The sequence below is a fragment of the Paracoccus aerius genome (assembly GCF_014656455.1).
Lineage (GTDB): Bacteria > Pseudomonadota > Alphaproteobacteria > Rhodobacterales > Rhodobacteraceae > Paracoccus > Paracoccus aerius.
The window spans coordinates 1-17,644 of record NZ_BNCL01000014.1; the positions used below are offsets into that span (position 1 = coordinate 1).

The following is a 17,644-nucleotide window of genomic DNA, read 5'->3' on the forward strand; positions in this document are numbered from 1 at the left end:
CGCTTTGGGGAAAGGTTCACATGGCTCAATTCTCAGTGGAAATTACGCGCCTATCCGGCTCAGTTCTGGGTGGAAATCAACATGCGGAAACGCAGGAACCATGACGCGGGCCTCAAGGCGCGCGTGGCGCTTGAGGCTTTGAAGGGCGAGCGCAACCATGTCGACCGACAAGCAGACCAGCTGGGGACGGACTCAGGGCCGAAGGAACGTGGCTGGCGGCCAGGATCACGAGGTCCGCTACGAGGCCGAGAAGATGGATGTCTCTAAGGATGAGGTGCGAGACGCCGTGAAGTCAGAAGGCAACAGCCGCGAGAAGGTCGAGAGGAAGCTGGAGGCAAGAACTGAGCATGTCCGCTCCGAAGACGATCAGCCCTGTGTCCTTCAAGGAAACAATCAGCAGCTACCGCACCGTGAACACGGTAGACGCAATGGGCCGTGCGCTGATGGAGCAATGCGACCCGAACGACCCGGCCTACCGGAAGGCTGCTGCTTCCCTCATCGCTTTCCAGGAGGGCGATGCGGAGGCGGAGCAGGCGCGGGCCGACTCGTGGAAGCGCTGTCCAGGGCCGGTGTCTTCGTCCGGGAAGGCTGATCGTTTTGAGTCAGCCAGGCTGCAGGACCGGGCACCACCCTGCGGTCGCAACCTGGCTGACCCAGTTTTTATGACCGGATGCCGGGCCGCTTAGAAGCTGTCGTTTCGGGCACGTGCCGGATAAAAAGGCCGCACCAGGGTTCCTTTTCAGGGACACCCTGGTGCGCTAGCCGCAGATCGTTTCGCTTCGGGACAGTCAGCCGAGCGGGCAGAACTCGGAAACCACACACAAAAGCCGCTCGGCTGATATGTGCTTTATGTGCACGTTTAATACATTGGTAAACTTGTCGTTTTGGGCAATTCGTTCACGGTGCGCGGTCTCCAAACGGACAGGCAGACAGGCCTACTCTTCTGATCTTGCTGATCCCTCTCCTGGGGATTGAACCCGCGTGAGCGTATTCACCAAGACATTTCCGATCTTGTCGGCGTTGTTGCAGAAATCACCGTTGATGCAGGGTTACACATTACCCCGCTGACCTCATGCCACGCGCTTGATTTCGGCGGTGCCGAACTGTTCAACGCGCTCCGAGACATTTGCGGAATGTTCACGCCCGCTGAGTGCTGGAACTACTTTCAGGCAGCTGGCTATGTCGCAGGTTAATCCCGAAAAGCTTTAGTGGACCCTTTGCCGGAGACGACGCTCTTCGATCTTGGCGGCTTGCAGGAGGCGCTGGAAGAAGCACTTGGCGTTCGGGTTGATGTGAATACCCCGATGGACCTGCCTCCGCATATCCGTGCCGAAGTCCTTCGGCAGGCCGTCCCGGTTTGAAGCCTAGCTCTCCCCCTCCCCGGGCCGCCGTCTGACAACCGCGTCGAGCCCAGCCAAGGCCGCATCCAGGTTCTCCATGATGCGGTTCAGCCTGTCCTCGTCGAATTGCTCCTGGAGAGATCCGGATCGGCGCACAGCCTCGAGACTGACCGCGGCCTTCTCCTGTGGCGCGGCTCGCGGCATCTCGCGACGACTTGGCGCCGATGGCCTCATCTGCGATGCAAGCGAGGGCAAGGCCCAGAACCGCGCTGACCGCCTGACGGTTATGTTCATGAGGCAACTAGCTTCCACCAGCTCCTCGATCAGAACGAGCGACGTCCTGCGGCTGACTCCGATCTGTTCACAGACCATGGCCGAATTCACGACAGGTTGCTTCTTCAGAAGGGCGACTAGGTCGCCCATGCGGGAGCGGCCGCTGACATTCGCGGCCACCTTGTCCAGGCGCGCCAGCTCATGACGGAGCGTGCCGAGGTGGCCAAGGTCTTGGGAGAGAGCGCGGCACGAAGCATCGAGGAAGCCCTCGACATTGGACAAGGGCGACCAGATGCGCAGGCCGTTCCGCCCCAGTGCCATTGAGGGGGCAAGCACCCAGCTGGCCGAAGCCGGCATGAGGAGCGATGCCTGGGCATCACCATCCTCCTTCGGCGGCGCCGAAGGCACGGGTGAAAACCCGATCAGGTGCCGGGCCGCGCCTTCGACTGCCATGAAGACGACCCGCTCTGCCACCGGGCTTTCCCGCCGCGACCTGAAGGCGTAGACGGCCGCCGCACGCCATCCGGCAAGGATGGGGACGTGAGCCCACCGCCGCCCTTCCTCAACGATCAGGGACAACTCCTTGTCGTCGAGCCGGTCCGTCTCGTCCTTGGCGCGGCCGACCGGCATGGCGGCGGCCTCGATCCTGCGCATCGCCTCGACGGGCGCGTTGAAGATGTTGCCGGGCCGCTTGATTACGGACAGCAGCTTCAGAGCCATCTCCGTTGTCCGCGATTCCTCCTCGATCGCCAGGTTGCTGGTCAGGCGCATGACCATGCCGGTGGTGGAGATCCTTTCCCCCTCGAGGCCCACGGAGGCCGACGCTTCTTGGAGTGCCGTCTCGGTCCTCCAGAGCCGTGCAAGATCAGGATCGGCAAGGAGGATGCCGTCGATGCGTCCGGCCGCAACCTCGCAACGGAGAAGTAGGGCACCGGCATCCATCTGTATCTCCTTCGATATTTGCCCCGATGTTATGGTAAGGCGCTTCTAACGACACTTGTATACGTAAATCAATTGAGCAACGAGCTCCTTGTTCTTGGACTTGCTGACTTGAAGAGCGGCAGGGCGAGTCCAATGGAGGGTCCCGAACCCGCTTACACTTCCCTGCCCTTCTGGCACTGACAATTGGTGATCAGGCGAACTTAGACAGCATCCCAAGTAGGTTCCTGCAAACGACCGTTTCCTCATATGATTCATTTTTGTTTCCGTCTCGAAGACTTGCCCCACCGGCGGCTAAGAAGACAGAGGGAATGAGTTGAGGCCGCCCTACCCGTCGCCGTGGTCAGGTAAGCGGCTATTCCGGCAACTCAAGGCCGGACATGTCTTCAGGAGGCGCTGCCAGGGGGCGCCATTTCAGGTAGAGAACCAGGACCGCCGCGATCGCCTGCCACAAGTAGTGAAACAGTGGGAAACCAGAAACAGCGTGTAGATCAGGCGGAAGGTCAGTTTGAGCCCAAAGCCGCCTTTCGACCCTCCTTGATCCCGTAAGAGGGTCGGCGTATCTGCGGCAGTGTCCAACAGGAGATTGATGCACAGAGGCTTCGATTGAACTGCGCGTAGCGGCATCGTCCGGCACATCGAGTGCCGGCCCTTTTTGCGTGATTTCTATGGAGTTCTCATGGAGAACCAAGACGTGGTGATCCGTCCGTTTGACACGGCGACGGACACCGAAAAGCTGTCAGCCATCTGGCTTGAAGCATCCCTGAAGGCGCATCCGTTTATCGGTGAACTCAGGCTTCTGGAGCAGCGCCAGCTGATCGAAGGAGAATATCTTCCAAAAGCAGAAACATGGGTTGCATGTCATTCGGGTGAGGCTGTCGGCTTCATCAGCCTGCTGGGCAGCTTTGTCGGCGGGATATTCATCGCCCCAACGCACCAAGGCCGGGGTGTCGGCCGCACGCTGATCGCGCATGCTCTTGAACTGAAGGGCGAGCTTTCGCTGGAGGTCTATATCGAAAACGAACAGGCTGTCCGCTTCTATGCGTCGCTTGGCTTTAAGGAGTTGTCACGGCGCGATGTGGATGATTTCGGCTATCCCTACCAAAACGCAGCTCTGCATTTAAAATGCCTGAGCTGAAGACCGGGCGAGACCTGTCTTGTCCGGTCACACCCGCAGCTCCAATTTTCGGAACGAGCGGCTGCTTGGTCCGCGTCGCTGCTGTCCTGCGCCAAGGTGGCGGCGTCGTGGAGAGCCTTAAGCGGCCATTGCTTTTGTGACGTTTAGCGCCAGCTGGTCGGCCAACCGCCGCGCTGCATCCCAACGCCCACGCCAATCATCGGCAACTTCGCCGAGGTAAGCCCGCCGCGCATGTGCCAGCGTCAGGGCATTGTCTTTGGTGAGGCTCGGAATTGCCCACATCGCCGCTTCATCCTTGCTCACGAACGCGCCGCTGCTGGCGGTGCGCCACATCCTTGCAAGTGTCAGCAGGACATTCCGAGTGTCGTCCTGCAAACCATTCAACAAGGATGGGAGAAGCTCGCGCATGGCGGCCCGGACAGCTGTTTCAGAAACTTCTGGCAATAGAATATTCTTGTCAGGTCCGAACAGGGTTCGGGCCTCCTGTCGAGCCTGAGCAAGAACCAGTGTGAATTCCGGGTCCTCTGTTGGCATTGGCATCTCGCCTGCCTCAAAAGCGTCCCGCAACCACTCGCCATAGACGAACTCGGCCCGTGTGGGGAACTGGTGGCCGGCAAGGTCATGCCGTGTAAAAACCACCAACTCCAAACAGCACGGTGCACCAGGCACTGGCGGGTGGCAGCCGGAAAGTTGGAGCAGCGACGAAAGAAGTGCGGCTCGCTCGTTGCCGACAAGGCCGCGATCCACAACGGCCAGCAGATCGATATCACTCTGGGGCCGCAGCCCACCCGAAATCGCCGATCCGTGCAGATAGATCGCAAGAAGGCTGTCCCCGAGTATGTTGCACAGGTCTGCCAACCCCGCTGATACCTGTTCAATGTTTTCCGGCAGAGACTGCATCTCACCTCGCTTTCGGCAGGACGTCTATCATGTGACCGGCAGCTTCGTTCGCAAAACTGCGTTTTAGGGCCTAGGCTGCATCAACGCAGAGAGCTCAATGCGGACGCTGGAATTTTTTCCGGTGCATGTCACACCGGCCTTTCCCACTTCGTCATATGGGTGTCAGCTTCAAAAGGAGATAGCGATGACACCCCGCATGACTGATCACTTCAAACGCATTGGCGGTGCCTTTCAGGGGCTGGTGACCTTCGAGACCGAGTTGCTGAAGGGGCCGCTGGAGCATTCCTTGCTGCACCTGGTTAAGTTGCGGGCCAGCCAGATCAATGGTTGTGCCTTCTGCATCCAGATCCATGCCGCAGATGCCCTGAAGAATGGCGAAACCCATCTCCGTCTTCACATGGTTGCGGGCTGGCATGACAGCACGCTCTTCACGCCGCGCGAGCGCGCCGCACTGGCCTGGACCGAGGCGCTGACGCTTGTGGCCGAGACCCATGCCTCGGATGATGTCTGGGAGGAAGTCTCTACCGTCTTCGATAAGGATGAGGTAGCTTTCCTGACCTTCGCCATCGGTGCGATCAATTTGTGGAACCGGACCCAGATTGCTTTTCGGGCGATGCACAGCCTTGAGCTACCTGTCGAGCGGGCTCATGCTGCCTGATGACGCGACGGATATCTTCGAGATGCAGCGGCGCCTGTTGCTGCGTCTTGCCTATCGGATGCTTGGCTCTCACGCAGAAGCTGAGGACGCGGTGCAAGAGGCTTGGGTGCGCTGGCAGGGCATCGAGCACTCATCCATCAGGGAGCCTGCCGCATGGCTGAGGCAGGTCGTCACACGTCTTTGCCTCGACCATATGAAATCAGCGCGCAGCCGTCGCGAGATCTATCCTGGTCCCTGGTTGCCCGAGCCCCTCATTGAGGAGGAGAGCGATGACCTGCGCCCGGACAATCTCACACTCACGTTGATGATGGCCCTCGAGCGTCTGTCACCGCTGGAACGGGCAGCCTTCCTCTTGCATGACGTCTTTGGCCAGTCACTTGATGAAGTCGCCGAGGCGATCGACCGCTCTCCCGCAGCAGCACGGCAACTGGCGGTCCGCGCACGGGCGCATGTTCATGTCGATCGCCCGCGCTACGCGGTGCCGCGCGAGGCCGGCGAAAAGTTGGCCCAGGCTTTCTTCGACGCCTGCAAGACCGGGGATGCCACTGCTCTCTCCAGCCTACTGGCGGAAGGCGCGACGCTGCACTCCGATGGCGGGGGCAACATCTACAATGTGCTGAACATCATAGAGGGGGCTGCAAAGCTGATGCGGATGTTTCAAAGCCTGTCGCGCAAGAGGGGAGATGAAATGGAATATCTGCACTTCGCCATGATCGATGGCCTGCCGGGATTCGTCTGGCGCATCGGAGGCGAACTTCAAACTACTGCTCTGGACGTGGCCGCCGGGCAGATTACCAGCATCTACGTTACCCGGAATCCTGAAAAGCTGACCAGGGTGAGGTTGAACTAGCGAACGGCAGCTAGGTCCCGCAAAGCCGCCACTGGCACATCAGAAGTGATTGACAGACACTCCTCCAATAGAGAGGGCCCGCGTCCTGCGGGCCTTCTCTCAAACGAATGTGGCGCGATCAGATTTCGTCGCCAAGCTTGCCCTTAATGGTGCCAGAAACATCCTGGGCAGTGCCCTTGGCTTTCTGGGCTTCGCCTTCCGCTTCAAGGCGAGGATTGTTCGTAGCTTCGCCAATGCCGTCCTTGATGCTGCCTGCGATCTTGTTGCCTGCAGCTTTCGCCTTGTCGGTCAGTTCACCCATAGGGAGGTCCTTTCTTTTGACGTTCGAGAATTAACGCTTCCGCACAGGAGCAGTTTCGTCACGTGCCCGTCATCTCGCTGTATCAGCTTTGTGTTTCGCAAGCTGAGCGCTGCCCGGGACGAGACCTCCTTTCCCCAAGTTCGAACCACGGCCCACATCTGGCTGCCGCTGGTGCGCCGGCACCGGTCCGGAATGGCCTGGGACGACCTGACCCGGCATCTAGGCAGCCGCACCAGGCAGCCTTGGACGCTCGAGCGGATGAAGCGCGCCGCCCGTCGTCATGTCCGCGACGGGCTTTTGCTAACCACCGTGCTGGACCGCGCCCCGCGCCGCACGGCGGACGACCGGCTGCTGGCGATCATCGCCGGAATGCGCCATGCCGATCCCGACCTGACGCTGGAGGGTATTGCCCGGCAGCTGGAGGACATGGGCGAACGCACCCTGCGCGGCCGTGCGAGCTTTTATCCGTCGTCCGTGCAGTCGCTGCTGTTGCGAGCCGAGCGGCTAGGCCTGATCACTGCCTGAACCCCCTACTGGCTCAATCCGCCTGTTACGGGGGACGGGCTTGGGGCCTGCTCGATGAGTTTGCATCCCAGGAACCGGATCATCAGGATCGCGTTCGGGCGAGCGCTCTGGAGGATGAGGACGATGATGAAGATTGCCATTGTTGGCACGGGTCCTACTGGCATCTACTGCCTCCAGCAGCTTCTGGCCACCGGACGACAACTGGCGGTCACCCTGTTCGAGAAGGGCAAAAAGGCCGGCATCGGCATGCCCTATTCCCCTGAGCATGCGGGCAAGTTCATGTTGGCCAACATCGCCAGCATCGAGATCCCGCCGGTGGTGGAACCTTACCTGGACTGGCTGCAGGCCCAGCCCGAAGCGCGCCTGGTTTCCTTTGGACTGGAGCCCGAGGATCTCGACGATCGCCAGTTCACGCCCCGGCTTCTTCTGGGCGAGTATTATCGCGCTCAGCTCCTGGCGCTTGTGGAAAGGGCTCGGGAAGGGGGGCATCAGATCGACATCCAGGAAAGCACCGAGGTGCTGGACATCCTGCCGCACCAGGAGGTGCTTCAGGTGAAGACCGCCAAGGGGTGGCACGGTCCTTTTGATCGGGTGATCCTGGCCACGGGACATGATTTTCCGGACGAAGACGAGGCCACCCGCAGCTATTACCCCAGTCCCTGGTCGGGTCTGATCGAAGCCTCCATCCCCGCAGTGCCGGTCGGCATCATGGGCACCTCGCTCAGTTCGATCGACGCCGCCATAGCGGTGGCAAACCAGCATAGACGTTTCCGCCGAAGGGGTGACGACCTATGCTTCGACATCGCGCCTGACACCGGCCTGCACATCACCCTCATGTCACGCTCGGGCATCCTGCCGGAAGCAGACTTCTATTGTCCCATCCCCTACCATCCGCTGGCGGTCCTGACCGACGAGGCCGTGGCACGCTGTGCATCGGGATCCTGCCCGCTCGACACGGTCTTCGATCTTGTCCGAGCCGAGCTTCTTCATGCCGATCCGGCCTTCGCGCTGCGGATCGGCCTGGCGGGACTGGACGCCGACAGCTTCGCGCCCGCCTATTTCGCGACAAGGGAGGCCGCCGATCCTTTCCGGTGGGCGCGCAAGAACCTCGAGGAGGTAGAGCGGAACAAGGCGGACAAGGTCACTGTTCCCTGGCGCTACGCCCTGCTGCGGATGCACGAGAAGGTCGAAGCCATTGTCTCGGAACTTCCCGAGGCTGATCGCGAGCGGTTCGATGCGGGCCTCAAGAAGGTGTTTGTCGACAACTATGCCGCTGTGCCATCCGAATCCATCCGCCGGCTGCTGGCCCTTCGCGACGCCGGTGTCCTGTCAGTGCTGGCGCTTGGGGAGGATTACGACCTGAAGCGCGAACCCTCGCGGACCCGGATCAAGACGCAAACGGATGAGCATGTGTTCGAAGTCTTCATCGATGCACGTGGCCAGAAGGTGTTAACCAGCAACGACATGCCTTTCCCGTCTCTCCGCGAGGCGTTGCTGCAGGCAGGCCAAGAGGTTCCCGAGGTGGCCGAGGATTACAGCCTGATCGACGTGCCGGGCTATGCCGGGCGGTTGACCCTGGCCTCGATCCCCTATCTCATGCACGACCGGCCCTTCGTGCAGGGGATCACGGCCTGCCACGACATTGCCGCAGCGATTGCAGTGGGTGCGGCAAAAGGCAGGCGACGGCGGCTGGCGGCAGCGTGAAAGGCACTCGCCGGTCCCCAAGGCCTGGCATTGTTCTCAACCGCAGACCATTAGGCCAAACGGCCTTTGAGGTCCTACTTCTGCTGTTCAGCGCAGGCCTTCATGAACGCCAGAATATCAGTCGCCCGCGGCGGGTGGAGAGGTGCATCGTGGTCGGCCGCCCAGTCGAAGAGGGACGTCGTCTTCGAGGTGCCATAGCCCATCGACCATGTGGGAAAGCTGCGGGTTGCCACCTGCTGCCGGTCCAGGACCTCGACATCGCCGTGCCTGTTGTCTGACCGGATCCTGTCGAAGGCCTTTAGGACTTCAGCCTCCGGACCCTCCAGCCACTGGTAGTAGATGTCGCTTTCCCGATGCAGGAAGCCGGTCAAACCGGCTGCGCCATTCTTGGCCCGCGATGTAGCAAGAATAGCTCGCTCGGCAGCCCCTCCCTTCGGCGTAAGTGCCTCACTTCGATAAAGGATTGCCATGTATCTCATCCGCATGAGGTCACCGGCATTTTTGTGCAAGTCAAGTAACATGTGAATTGCCGGAACTCCGGCCAGTCCGCAGTCCTTTGGCTCATGAACAAAAAGGATCAGGCGAAATGGACCGGCACAGCCCTTATGCCCTTGTGGCAGACGATGACGCGCTCATCCGGATGGACGCCTGCGAGATCCTGAAGGAGGCAGGCTTTCGCTGCCACGACGCCGCAACCGCTGAGCAGGCTGTAGAGCTTCTCGGCAGGTTTGGTCAGAACATCCAACTGCTCTTCACGGACGTGAGCATGCCGCCCGGCACGATGACCGGCTTTGAGCTGGCGCGCCGCTGTGCACAGAACTGGCCGCATATCGGCATTCTTGTGGCCTCGGCCGGACCTCCGCGCGGTCCTGGGGACATGCCGGACGGTGCCCTCTTCATCAGCAAGCCCTTTACACCCGATGTCGTTCGGGAGCACCTGCTGAAGATCTTGCCCGAAGGACAGCGGCCGGAGCCGCTTGAGAACGGAGCGGACTAACCCCTGCCCGCTGAAGGAGCGCGTCGTGCGCCATATCGATCATGTCGTGGTTGCTGTCCGGGATCTGGACGGGGCCGCCGATCTTTACGCCCGGTTGGGCTTTCAGGTCGGGCCACGCAACCGCCATCCCTGGGGGACCGAGAACCGGATCATCCAGTTCCGGCAGTCATTCATCGAGCTGATCACGGCTCCCACGGATGCAGACATTCCGCCCCACGCCTCGGGCCACTTCAGCTTCGGCGCCTTTGTGGGTGATTACCTGCAGCGGCGCGAAGGACTGGCCATGCTGGTGCTGAGCAGCGCCGATGCCGCAGCCGATGCCGCGCGCGTCGCGCAAGAGGGCATCGGGGACTTCGCCCCTTTCCGGTTCGAGCGGACCGGCAGGCGCCCCGATGGCAGCGCCACGCATGTCGCCTTCAGCCTGGCCTTTGCCGTGGACACCCAGGCGCCCGACCTTGGCTTCTTCACCTGCCAGCAGCATTTCCCCGAGGCTTTCTGGAACGAGGCGTTGCAACGCCATCCGAACAGCGCAACCGCCATCACGGGCGTCACCATCGCCGCGCCGCATCCGCAAGATCACGCTGGCTTTCTTTCGGCCTTCACTGGATCGCCGACGACGGATCCGATGCAGGTTTCCCTGGCCGGGGGCGCAATCACCGTGCGCCCGGGCACAGCGCCGACCTTTGTCGGCTTCGACGTCCAGGTGCCGGACCTGGAAGCCGTGGCGCGAAGACTTCGCGCCTCAGGCATTGCGTTTACCCAGCAGGCAGAAGAAGTGGCTGTTGAAGCCAAGGTTCTTCATGGTGTCAGACTGTCTTTTGCCTGCCAGCCAACCTTCGCAAACGTGACCTCGACAAAGGATGCAGTCTGACCCTTTCGCGTAGCGTCGATGTCTCAGCCATCGGATGGTAAATCCGCACCAAAGCCCCCTCAGACGCGATCACACTCCATGGCCGGGGCTGAAAAGGAAAGCCCGGCGCAGGAACGCCGGGCATCAGAGAAGGGAGAGAAGAAGAAAATTGTGACCGCATCCGCCGGCCACTGGGCTTCGGAGTGATGAACGCGTGGCCGTGGTCGCGGTTCCGCTGCAAAACCCAGCGGCTCTGTCGGCACGCAGGATTGCCGCAGTGCGGCCAGCCTTCAGGTGCATGAGGTCGATCACCAGGATCCGGACCTTCTGTTCGCCTTGAGCCCGCGCCAGGAGCATTCATGCAAATACGACCTGCGGCTCGAAAAATAACTCTCCTTGGAAAAACAGAAATACCACTCCAGGCGCTTCAGGCACGGTACAATCATGAGTTGTAAAGATATGGTTGCCTTACCGCTAGGATATGGTTAGCCTTTATGTTGACCACGGCAAGAACCGAAGACCCGCTCTGCCAGGCGGGTCTTTCTTGTTTACAGGACGGCCCGCGCGACGCGGATCATCTGAAGCAGCTCATAGTTCCTGTCGTTCAGCCGCACGACCTGTCCGTTCACAACGGCATAGTTCTCATCGTCGCCAGCTGCGGCAGACGATAGACGCTGGCCAGTTCATCCTGGGTCAGGGCTGCTGTTGAGACGATCGGCCCTCTTGTCGCAAGTTCGGGCACCTGTGCCATCTGGTTCACCAAAAGCAGCGTGTCGTCATCCTTCTGGTCGAGCAGTGTCTTTTATGCCACCTGCGGCTTTATTAAAGGGGACGGCGTGATGCCCACGATCACGGGCGTGCGCTTCTTTTGTTCCGGATGACCCTCGGGTCTCAGACCTGGAATAAGCATCAAGAGCCATCACAACAGCTTCGTAAGCACCCATCAGTGTGGCGAGGCAGTCACGCTTAGGCAGACGTCATATTACCTTCGCCAAGATGGTGACGATCCGGCTGATGTCGATTGGCTTTTGCAGCGTGACAGTGCTTGCGAAACGCTCTGGTGTCGCAGTCTCATCATATCCGGTGGTGAACACGAACGGGACACCCTGCTCCATCAAAAGATCGGCGGCTGGAAATGCCGTTTCGCCACCCAGGTTAATGTCTAGGACCGCGGCGTCGATTGATGGCTCTGACCGGATCATCTCAAGGGCGTCACCCAGCCTGGCCACAGGTCCCAGCACAATTGCTCCCAGTTCCTGAAGCATCCTCTGCAGCACCATAGCCGGCAGATATTCATCTTCAACGACGAGGATACGGTGATTGCTCAATGTCTGCTCAGTCAAGTTCAGAGTTCTCTTTTTTTGTGGCCGAGACCGGCAGTGAGATCGTGCAATGCACTCCGTCCGGCGTGAAAGTGTAAGTGGTTTTGGCCCGAAGCTGATAAGGCAGGGCCTGCTCGATGAGCTCTCTTCCCTGTCCGGCCTTGAGTGATGGCGTGCCGGCTGAGGTCATATCGACGCCGCTCTCGCGCCAGTCGATATGCAGCCACGGCCTGCCCCCTGGCCCCTCTGGCTCAAGCGACCAACTAATGGAGAGCCGTCCATTCGGCCCCCCAAGGGCGCCGTACTTTACGGCATTTGTGGCGAGCTCGTGCAGCCCCATGGCAAGTGTCTGAACCGTCGTGGACCGCAACCGGATCCCAGTCGGCCCGTTCAGAGTGATGTAGTCCCCCCTGCCCCCCATAGCCGCCAGTTCCGTCTGGATCAGCTCGTCAAACGTGACGCGGTCCAGATCACTCAGCCGCGACAGCAAGCCTTGAACCCGGGCCAGTGCTTCAAGGCGGCTCTGGAACCGTGCCTTGAAGTGTTTGAGATCAGTGCTGCTGTTGGCGGTCATATCGCACAGTGACAGAATGACCGTCATCAGATTGCGGGTGCGATGATGTAGTTCACCGATCAGCATCTCCTGAAGTGTGGCAGACTGCCGCCACTCCGTGATGTCGGAAAACAATACAGCCACACGATTGCGCTGTCGGTCCAGGCTGAAGATGTTGAGGTCGAAAACGCGCTCCAGTGTTTCCTCTGTTTCCTCGACCCGCAGCGGCTCGCCGGTATCCAGAGCCTGGCCGTAAAGCTGCGTCCAGCGGGGATTGGGCGTGCTCAGCAACTCGGTTGAGGTCTTGCCCACCGGATAAGGCACCGATGTGTGCCGCATGAACGCCGGATTGACCTCGATGAAGCGAAAATCCGACCAGGTCCCGTCCGGACCCTTAAGCACCTCGACCACCGCATAGGCCTGGTCCATCGACTCAAACAAACCGCGATAGCGGCGCTCGCTGTCGCGCAGCGCATCATCAACCTCTTTGCGTTTGGTGATGTCGCGCCAGAATATCGCCACGCCGCCATCGGGGGTCGGATAAACCCGCAGGTCCAGCCATAAGGCTTTGCCACGAAACCCGGCATGCCGGTGCTCCAGCGAACTGGGTTTCCGCTCACCCATAACCTGCCTGAGCAACTCGCCGACAGGGTCCTGCTGCGTTTCCGGAAAGACCTCCCAATGCGATCGGCCCACCAACTCCCTTCTGTTGCGGCCGACAAGCCGAAGGGTCTCCCTGTTGACATCAAGAATGGTAAAGTCAGGCCCCAGGTGGACAAAACCCTCATTCATGGCATTCAGCACATTGCGCAGCCGCTCCTCGCTGTCGTGGAGGGCGCGTTCCATCTTTCGCCGCTCGGTCAGATCCGCCGTTACACCGAGAAGGCTTTGGGGTGCGCCATCCAGATCGCACAGAACGGTCAGGCTGCTGCTGCCCCAGACGACCGCACCGTCTGGCCGGCGGTAACGCTTGTCCAGAAACACAGGCTGCCTAGTCGCAATAGCCTTCGCCATGGCCTCAAAACTTCGCGCCACATCTTCCGGATGTGTCACCTCCTGCACAGTGGCCGCAAGCACCTCATCCTGAGAGCGGTCGAGAATGCGGCACAACTCGGTATTTGCACGCAGAAATCCCCCGTTCAGGTCAACTTCGGATAATCCTACCGGGGCACTAGAAAAGAGAGCCGCCAAACGCGCGTCGCTTTCCTGCAGGCGGGCCTCTGCTTCCCGGCTTTGCGTCACGTCCTGACCGATCTTCAGATAGCCTGTGACGCGGCCTTCCGCATCACGCAGGGCCCGCACCGAGCCATCGATGAAGACACGCGATCCATCCTTGCGCAGATGCCAGCGAACATCCGGAGCGAAGCCCTTGTCACGGGCCTCCTCGATCTCCCGAACATCCACTCCGGCCTCGCGATCCTCAGACGTGAACAGCATCGAGGCAGACTTCCCAATCGCCTCTGCCGCGCTCCAGCCGAAGATCTGGGCCGCACCCGGGAGCCAGTCGGTGATGCAGTTATCCCGGTCGGTGATAAAGATGGCGTAGTTGGACGCAGCCTCAACGGTGAGACGGAACTGCTCCCTGCTCGAGCGCAACTCGGAGAGATTGAGGATGCGATCCACAACGGGACCCAGGATGGTGGCAAAGGTGCGCAGGAACTCGACCTCATCCCCCTCAAAATCCCTTGGCTCGCTGGCATCGATCTGTAGAAGGCCGTATACCCGTCCGCCCGGCAGGAAGATCGGCACATGAGCAAAGGCCCGGATGCCTGCTTCCTTCATGAAGGCAGGAAGCTCAAACCGCTTGTCCTGGCTGACATCCGTGCGGATGACGGGAGTTCGTTCGCTAAGAGAAAAGCTTTCAGATGAGTGTTTTCCAAGAGCGATCCTAGTTCTGCCGACAATGTCGGGGCCCCACCCAAACCCGGCTCGAACCAGAAGCGTGTTGCCGGCCTTCTCGACCTCCAGCACCTTGGCCCGCCGGGTTTCCATTACATCCGCCACCAGCCTGCAGGCTTCGGCGAGAAACTCGTCCAGATCCTCAGACTGAAGAGCGAATTCACCGATATCCGCAAGGACTCTCTGCCGGCGCAGCAGCATGCTATCCTGCTTGCTCGTCATCGCGGCTTCCTCCCTTCGAGAAACAGAAGGCTCCCCAAAGGAATAATGCTGCCAGCAGGTGATGGTTCGCCAGCTTGAATGCACAGGACCCTCTCGCCTTCGGCTTGAGGTTTAAGCTCAACTGCCAGGCGCTGCCAGGCCGCTGGAGGACATGCGCGAAAGCATCCCCCGCGCCAGAACGAAATGGTATCCGCCTTCCGTGCGGTCGCTGATGCTGCGGGCCGAGCGGCTAGGCCTGATCACGGCTTAGCCGCCCTGCTGGGTGAAGCCGACCAATATGGCGCGGCAGGTTCTGGCCCATAGGGCTGTTGATTTCAAACAGGTCCAGAAGCTTGGTTGTTGCGCTCATCAGGGGTTCCTCCCGGTCCAGACTGCGCCAGCCATCGGCGGCGGATCAAGGCCCGGTGGACCCGGCCTGCCATTACCAAGTGCCCACATGTTTCGGTCCTTCCCCGCTCTTCCCGCAACCATCCTACTCGGTGCCCTGCCCTTCTCGGCAGGTGCCCAGACGGTATCCGACACGGCTCACTCTGTTGCTTCATGCCAGAAAGTCAGGGCACTTGCCTCCGTCAGGACTTCTAATGGGCGGAGAAACCGTGTCGGCCGTGTTAGTTGAATATCGCCGCCATGGCTTCCGATACGCATCTAATTTTCTGGCTATTCAAGCGCTATGACTGGCGTCTCACATCGGCTTTGTGTGTGTCCATGTACGCAATTTCATGAAAGGACGCAAAAAGGGATTGCCGGAATCGTGATCGCGTGGCACTCACTGTCTTAACGCTCTATTGGGCGTAACTGAGATCCTGACCGTTAATAGCCCTCAGAGACTGCAAGAGAGACGACAGTGAATAAACAGGCACCTGTAAAGGCGAAACGCACCCCTGTCGGTATCGGCAGTATAAGCAGGTATGCGGACGCCCTCGCAAGGTCTCTCGACGAAGAGATGCGCAAGGCCTATCAACCGACCGAACGAAAGTCCCTGAGGCGCTTCAACGTAAGTGAGGTGGCCGAGCTCACGGGCATCAGCCCGTCGAACTTCCGGGTTCGTCACAAGGATGGATCCTTTCCGGAAGTGGAACTCGACAAGCGAGGCCACCGCACCTACTCGGCGGAGGATATCGACCAAATCCGGAACATTATGTTCCGAACGGGAAAAAACCCGGACCTTTATCGCCCCGGTCGCAAGGAAGGGGACGAGATGCAGATCGTCAGCATCGTCAACTTCAAGGGCGGCAGTTCGAAGACCACGACGACGATCCATCTCGCCCAGCGATACGCCCTGCGCGGCTACCGAGTTTTAGCGCTAGACATGGATCCCCAGGGATCGCTTTCTACATTCTTCGGCTACCGTCCGGAACTGGACTTTGAGGACGAGGGCGCCCTCACGATCTACGACGCATTGCGTTATGAAGAACCTGGGGGATTGCGACGAGCGCCCCTGAAAGATGTCATCCGCAAGACCTACTTCAAGAACCTCGACATGTGCCCCGCCAGCCTAATGCTGTCGGAATATGAAACGGAAACGGCCAACGCCCTCAGCCGTGCCGCCAGCGGCAAGGGCAGTGACTCAATCTTCGCCGTTCGGCTCGCCGAGGCGCTCCAGGGCGTGAGGGACGACTACGACCTCGTTCTTATCGACTGTCCGCCGCAACTGGGCTTCACGACCCTGACGTCTCTCACTGCCTCTACGGGTCTCATCGTAACAGTTGTCCCCGGCATGCTGGATGTGGCCTCGATGAGTCAGTTCCTGAAGCTCGCTTCCGAGACGATGGACGTGATCGGCAAGGCGACGCACCAGGAACAGCAGTGGGACTTCGTCAAATTTCTTATTACCCGTTATGAGCCCTCTGACGGCCCTCAGACCCAGATGGCAAGCTTTCTGCGCCACATCCTAGGCAAGCAGGTGCTCATCAACCCAATGCTCAAGTCCACAGCGATCAGTGATGCAGGCATGACCCAGCAGACGATCTACGAAGTGGATCCGAAGCAGCTCGTAAAAGGAACCCTTGACCGGGCACTGAACAGCATGAATGCGGCCGCCGCCGAAATCGAGGCGGTCATCCAGGAAGCATGGGGACGAGAATGGCACGTAAACTCTTCGGAATGATTGAGGCCGGCGCTCGGGGCCTGGTAGATGAAGAGGAAGTCGCGGAGGAGCAGCCCGCGCCAAATGGAAACACCGCTCCCAACCGGATGCTCTCAACAACGCGGCTCTCCGATGGCTTGATGAGCCTTCAGGCGAACTCGATCCGCGATCTAGACCCGTCGGCCATTATCCAATCGGGCACGCGCGACCGCATCGACATCAAGGCTGATGGGATAAAGGAACTGGCGAAGTCCATCGTGGAACATGGGCAACATGTTCCGGTGCTAGTGAGGCCCCTCCCCGGCGAAATTGACCGTTACGAGATCGTCTACGGGCGCCGCCGTCTTGCCGCCATCCGCCTCATTGGAGGCGGCATGACCGTCAAGGCTATTGTCCGTAAGATGGGCGATGAGGAGGCGGTTGTTGCGCAGGGACACGAGAACAACCTGCGCCTTGACCCCTCTCATATCGAGAAAGCTCTGTTTGCTGCCGAGTTGCGCCAGAAGAAGTTCTCGAACGACGTCATCATGGAAGCACTCAATGTTGACCGCTTCGCGATTTCGAAGATGGTCAAGCTCATCGAGGACATCCCCGAGGAGCTCATCGAGCTCATTGGTCCTGCTCATGACATAGGCCGCCGGCCCTGGCGGGAGTTGGGAGACCTTGTGGCTTCTGGAAAAATTGACGCGGTTACCACAGCTCGACAGGCTTTGGAGAAAGGGAGCAAAGAAATCTCCAGTTCTGAGCGCTTCCGCCTCGTTTATGATGGACTGCGAAAAGAACTTTATGCCCCGTCGCAGACTAGTAATGCTGCGCTGCAGCAATTGGTCCATGGACCAACTCGGAGGATGGTGGGCGAAAGAGGGCCCGGCCCTGCCTTGGAGTTCAAGGCTGGCAGCCGAGCACTGTCCCTGAGCTTCAGGACTAAAGCCAATCCGGAATTCGGCAGCTGGTTGGAACGGAATATAGATAAGGTTGTATCCGATCTCCACGAGCGCTGGATGCGCGAGGGCAAAGAGTAATGACCTCCTAACCCTCATCCCGTCAACATCAAGAGCAAGGAGCACATCTGAAGAACGGATAAAAA

Annotated in this window: 16 protein-coding genes and 1 pseudogene; 11 read left to right on the plus strand and 6 right to left on the minus strand. The window is 59.9% G+C overall.

Annotated elements, in window-relative coordinates; translation table 11 throughout:
• Window positions 1-157 precede the first annotated feature (157 nt).
• Together IE224_RS21350 and IE224_RS21080 are read left to right on the plus strand one after the other, a co-directional pair.
• Window positions 158-322: pseudogene (locus IE224_RS21350) on the plus strand (DUF3606 domain-containing protein); the annotation flags it as partial.
• A 25-nt stretch (window positions 323-347) separates the two neighbouring features.
• Window positions 348-686, plus strand: coding sequence for a hypothetical protein (locus IE224_RS21080; RefSeq protein WP_229849399.1), 339 nt, complete (start codon window positions 348-350; stop codon window positions 684-686).
• Between the two features lie 678 nt (window positions 687-1,364).
• Here IE224_RS21080 and IE224_RS14945 read toward each other — a convergent pair.
• Window positions 1,365-2,555, minus strand: coding sequence for a Fic family protein (locus IE224_RS14945; RefSeq protein WP_191311489.1), 1,191 nt, complete (start codon window positions 2,553-2,555; stop codon window positions 1,365-1,367).
• A gap of 676 nt (window positions 2,556-3,231) precedes the next feature.
• Here IE224_RS14945 and IE224_RS14950 point away from each other — a divergent pair.
• Window positions 3,232-3,690, plus strand: a complete 459-nt coding sequence (locus IE224_RS14950) for a GNAT family N-acetyltransferase (protein ID WP_191311491.1) — start codon at window positions 3,232-3,234, stop codon at window positions 3,688-3,690.
• A gap of 117 nt (window positions 3,691-3,807) precedes the next feature.
• Here the strand turns inward: IE224_RS14950 and IE224_RS14955 are convergent, their stop codons facing one another.
• Window positions 3,808-4,590, minus strand: coding sequence for an aminoglycoside adenylyltransferase domain-containing protein (locus IE224_RS14955; RefSeq protein WP_191311493.1), 783 nt, complete (start codon window positions 4,588-4,590; stop codon window positions 3,808-3,810).
• 184 nt (window positions 4,591-4,774) lie between these two features.
• Here IE224_RS14955 and IE224_RS14960 point away from each other — a divergent pair, with 184 nt between their 5' ends.
• Complete coding sequence (locus tag IE224_RS14960; RefSeq protein WP_191311495.1) at window positions 4,775-5,248, plus strand: carboxymuconolactone decarboxylase family protein; 474 nt, start codon at window positions 4,775-4,777, stop codon at window positions 5,246-5,248.
• Complete coding sequence (locus tag IE224_RS14965; RefSeq protein ID WP_229849400.1) at window positions 5,214-6,098, plus strand: sigma-70 family RNA polymerase sigma factor; 885 nt, start codon at window positions 5,214-5,216, stop codon at window positions 6,096-6,098. Before IE224_RS14960 ends, IE224_RS14965 begins: the two co-directional genes overlap by 35 nt.
• Window positions 6,099-6,216: 118 nt before the next feature.
• Here IE224_RS14965 and IE224_RS14970 read toward each other — a convergent pair whose 3' ends face one another.
• Window positions 6,217-6,399: a CsbD family protein gene (locus IE224_RS14970; protein ID WP_188716067.1), complete on the minus strand. Its 183-nt coding sequence runs from the start codon at window positions 6,397-6,399 to the stop codon at window positions 6,217-6,219.
• A gap of 192 nt (window positions 6,400-6,591) precedes the next feature.
• Between IE224_RS14970 and IE224_RS14975 the strand changes: the two genes are divergently transcribed.
• Both IE224_RS14975 and IE224_RS14980 read left to right on the plus strand, forming a co-directional pair.
• Entirely contained in the window at window positions 6,592-6,924 is a 333-nt protein-coding gene (locus IE224_RS14975; protein ID WP_191311497.1) for a hypothetical protein, read from the plus strand.
• Between the two features lie 123 nt (window positions 6,925-7,047).
• Window positions 7,048-8,628: an FAD/NAD(P)-binding protein gene (locus IE224_RS14980; protein WP_191311499.1), complete on the plus strand. Its 1,581-nt coding sequence runs from the start codon at window positions 7,048-7,050 to the stop codon at window positions 8,626-8,628.
• A 74-nt stretch (window positions 8,629-8,702) separates the two neighbouring features.
• Here the strand turns inward: IE224_RS14980 and IE224_RS14985 are convergent, their stop codons facing one another.
• Window positions 8,703-9,098, minus strand: a complete 396-nt coding sequence (locus IE224_RS14985; protein ID WP_191311501.1) for a BLUF domain-containing protein — start codon at window positions 9,096-9,098, stop codon at window positions 8,703-8,705.
• A gap of 116 nt (window positions 9,099-9,214) precedes the next feature.
• On the opposite strand from IE224_RS14985, the gene IE224_RS14990 reads away from it, so the two are divergent.
• The gene (locus IE224_RS14990) at window positions 9,215-9,625 is read left to right on the plus strand and encodes a response regulator (RefSeq protein ID WP_191311503.1); all 411 of its coding nucleotides are present in this window, start codon (window positions 9,215-9,217) and stop codon (window positions 9,623-9,625) included.
• A gap of 25 nt (window positions 9,626-9,650) precedes the next feature.
• The gene (locus tag IE224_RS14995; RefSeq protein WP_191311505.1) at window positions 9,651-10,496 is read left to right on the plus strand and encodes a VOC family protein; all 846 of its coding nucleotides are present in this window, start codon (window positions 9,651-9,653) and stop codon (window positions 10,494-10,496) included.
• A gap of 956 nt (window positions 10,497-11,452) precedes the next feature.
• On the opposite strand, the gene IE224_RS15000 is transcribed toward IE224_RS14995, so the two are convergent.
• Window positions 11,453-11,818: a response regulator gene (locus IE224_RS15000; RefSeq protein WP_191311506.1), complete on the minus strand. Its 366-nt coding sequence runs from the start codon at window positions 11,816-11,818 to the stop codon at window positions 11,453-11,455.
• Window positions 11,811-14,471, minus strand: a complete 2,661-nt coding sequence (locus tag IE224_RS15005) for a PAS domain S-box protein (RefSeq protein ID WP_191311508.1) — start codon at window positions 14,469-14,471, stop codon at window positions 11,811-11,813. The genes IE224_RS15000 and IE224_RS15005 overlap by 8 nt, the downstream gene beginning before the upstream one ends.
• Window positions 14,472-15,360: 889 nt before the next feature.
• On the opposite strand from IE224_RS15005, the gene repA reads away from it, so the two are divergent.
• Both repA and repB read left to right on the plus strand, forming a co-directional pair.
• Window positions 15,361-16,578, plus strand: a complete 1,218-nt coding sequence (gene repA / locus IE224_RS15010) for a plasmid partitioning protein RepA (protein WP_268246557.1) — start codon at window positions 15,361-15,363, stop codon at window positions 16,576-16,578.
• Window positions 16,554-17,579, plus strand: a complete 1,026-nt coding sequence (gene repB / locus IE224_RS15015; RefSeq protein ID WP_191311512.1) for a plasmid partitioning protein RepB — start codon at window positions 16,554-16,556, stop codon at window positions 17,577-17,579. The genes repA and repB overlap by 25 nt, the downstream gene beginning before the upstream one ends.
• The last annotated feature ends 65 nt before the right edge of the window (window positions 17,580-17,644 follow it).

Bases quoted from the DNA above. Each gene is read 5' to 3' on its own strand.
- IE224_RS21080 (WP_229849399.1), top strand. From the start codon at position 348: ATGTCCGCTCCGAAGACGATCAGCCCTGTGTCCTTCAAGGAAACAATC.
- IE224_RS14945 (WP_191311489.1), bottom strand. From the start codon at position 2,555: ATGGATGCCGGTGCCCTACTTCTCCGTTGCGAGGTTGCGGCCGGACGC.
- IE224_RS14950 (WP_191311491.1), top strand. From the start codon at position 3,232: ATGGAGAACCAAGACGTGGTGATCCGTCCGTTTGACACGGCGACGGAC.
- IE224_RS14955 (WP_191311493.1), bottom strand. From the start codon at position 4,590: ATGCAGTCTCTGCCGGAAAACATTGAACAGGTATCAGCGGGGTTGGCA.
- IE224_RS14960 (WP_191311495.1), top strand. From the start codon at position 4,775: ATGACACCCCGCATGACTGATCACTTCAAACGCATTGGCGGTGCCTTT.
- IE224_RS14970 (WP_188716067.1), bottom strand. From the start codon at position 6,399: ATGGGTGAACTGACCGACAAGGCGAAAGCTGCAGGCAACAAGATCGCA.
- IE224_RS14975 (WP_191311497.1), top strand. From the start codon at position 6,592: ATGGCCTGGGACGACCTGACCCGGCATCTAGGCAGCCGCACCAGGCAG.
- IE224_RS14980 (WP_191311499.1), top strand. From the start codon at position 7,048: ATGATGAAGATTGCCATTGTTGGCACGGGTCCTACTGGCATCTACTGC.
- IE224_RS14985 (WP_191311501.1), bottom strand. From the start codon at position 9,098: ATGGCAATCCTTTATCGAAGTGAGGCACTTACGCCGAAGGGAGGGGCT.
- IE224_RS14990 (WP_191311503.1), top strand. From the start codon at position 9,215: ATGGACCGGCACAGCCCTTATGCCCTTGTGGCAGACGATGACGCGCTC.
- IE224_RS15005 (WP_191311508.1), bottom strand. From the start codon at position 14,471: ATGACGAGCAAGCAGGATAGCATGCTGCTGCGCCGGCAGAGAGTCCTT.
- repB (WP_191311512.1), top strand. From the start codon at position 16,554: ATGGCACGTAAACTCTTCGGAATGATTGAGGCCGGCGCTCGGGGCCTG.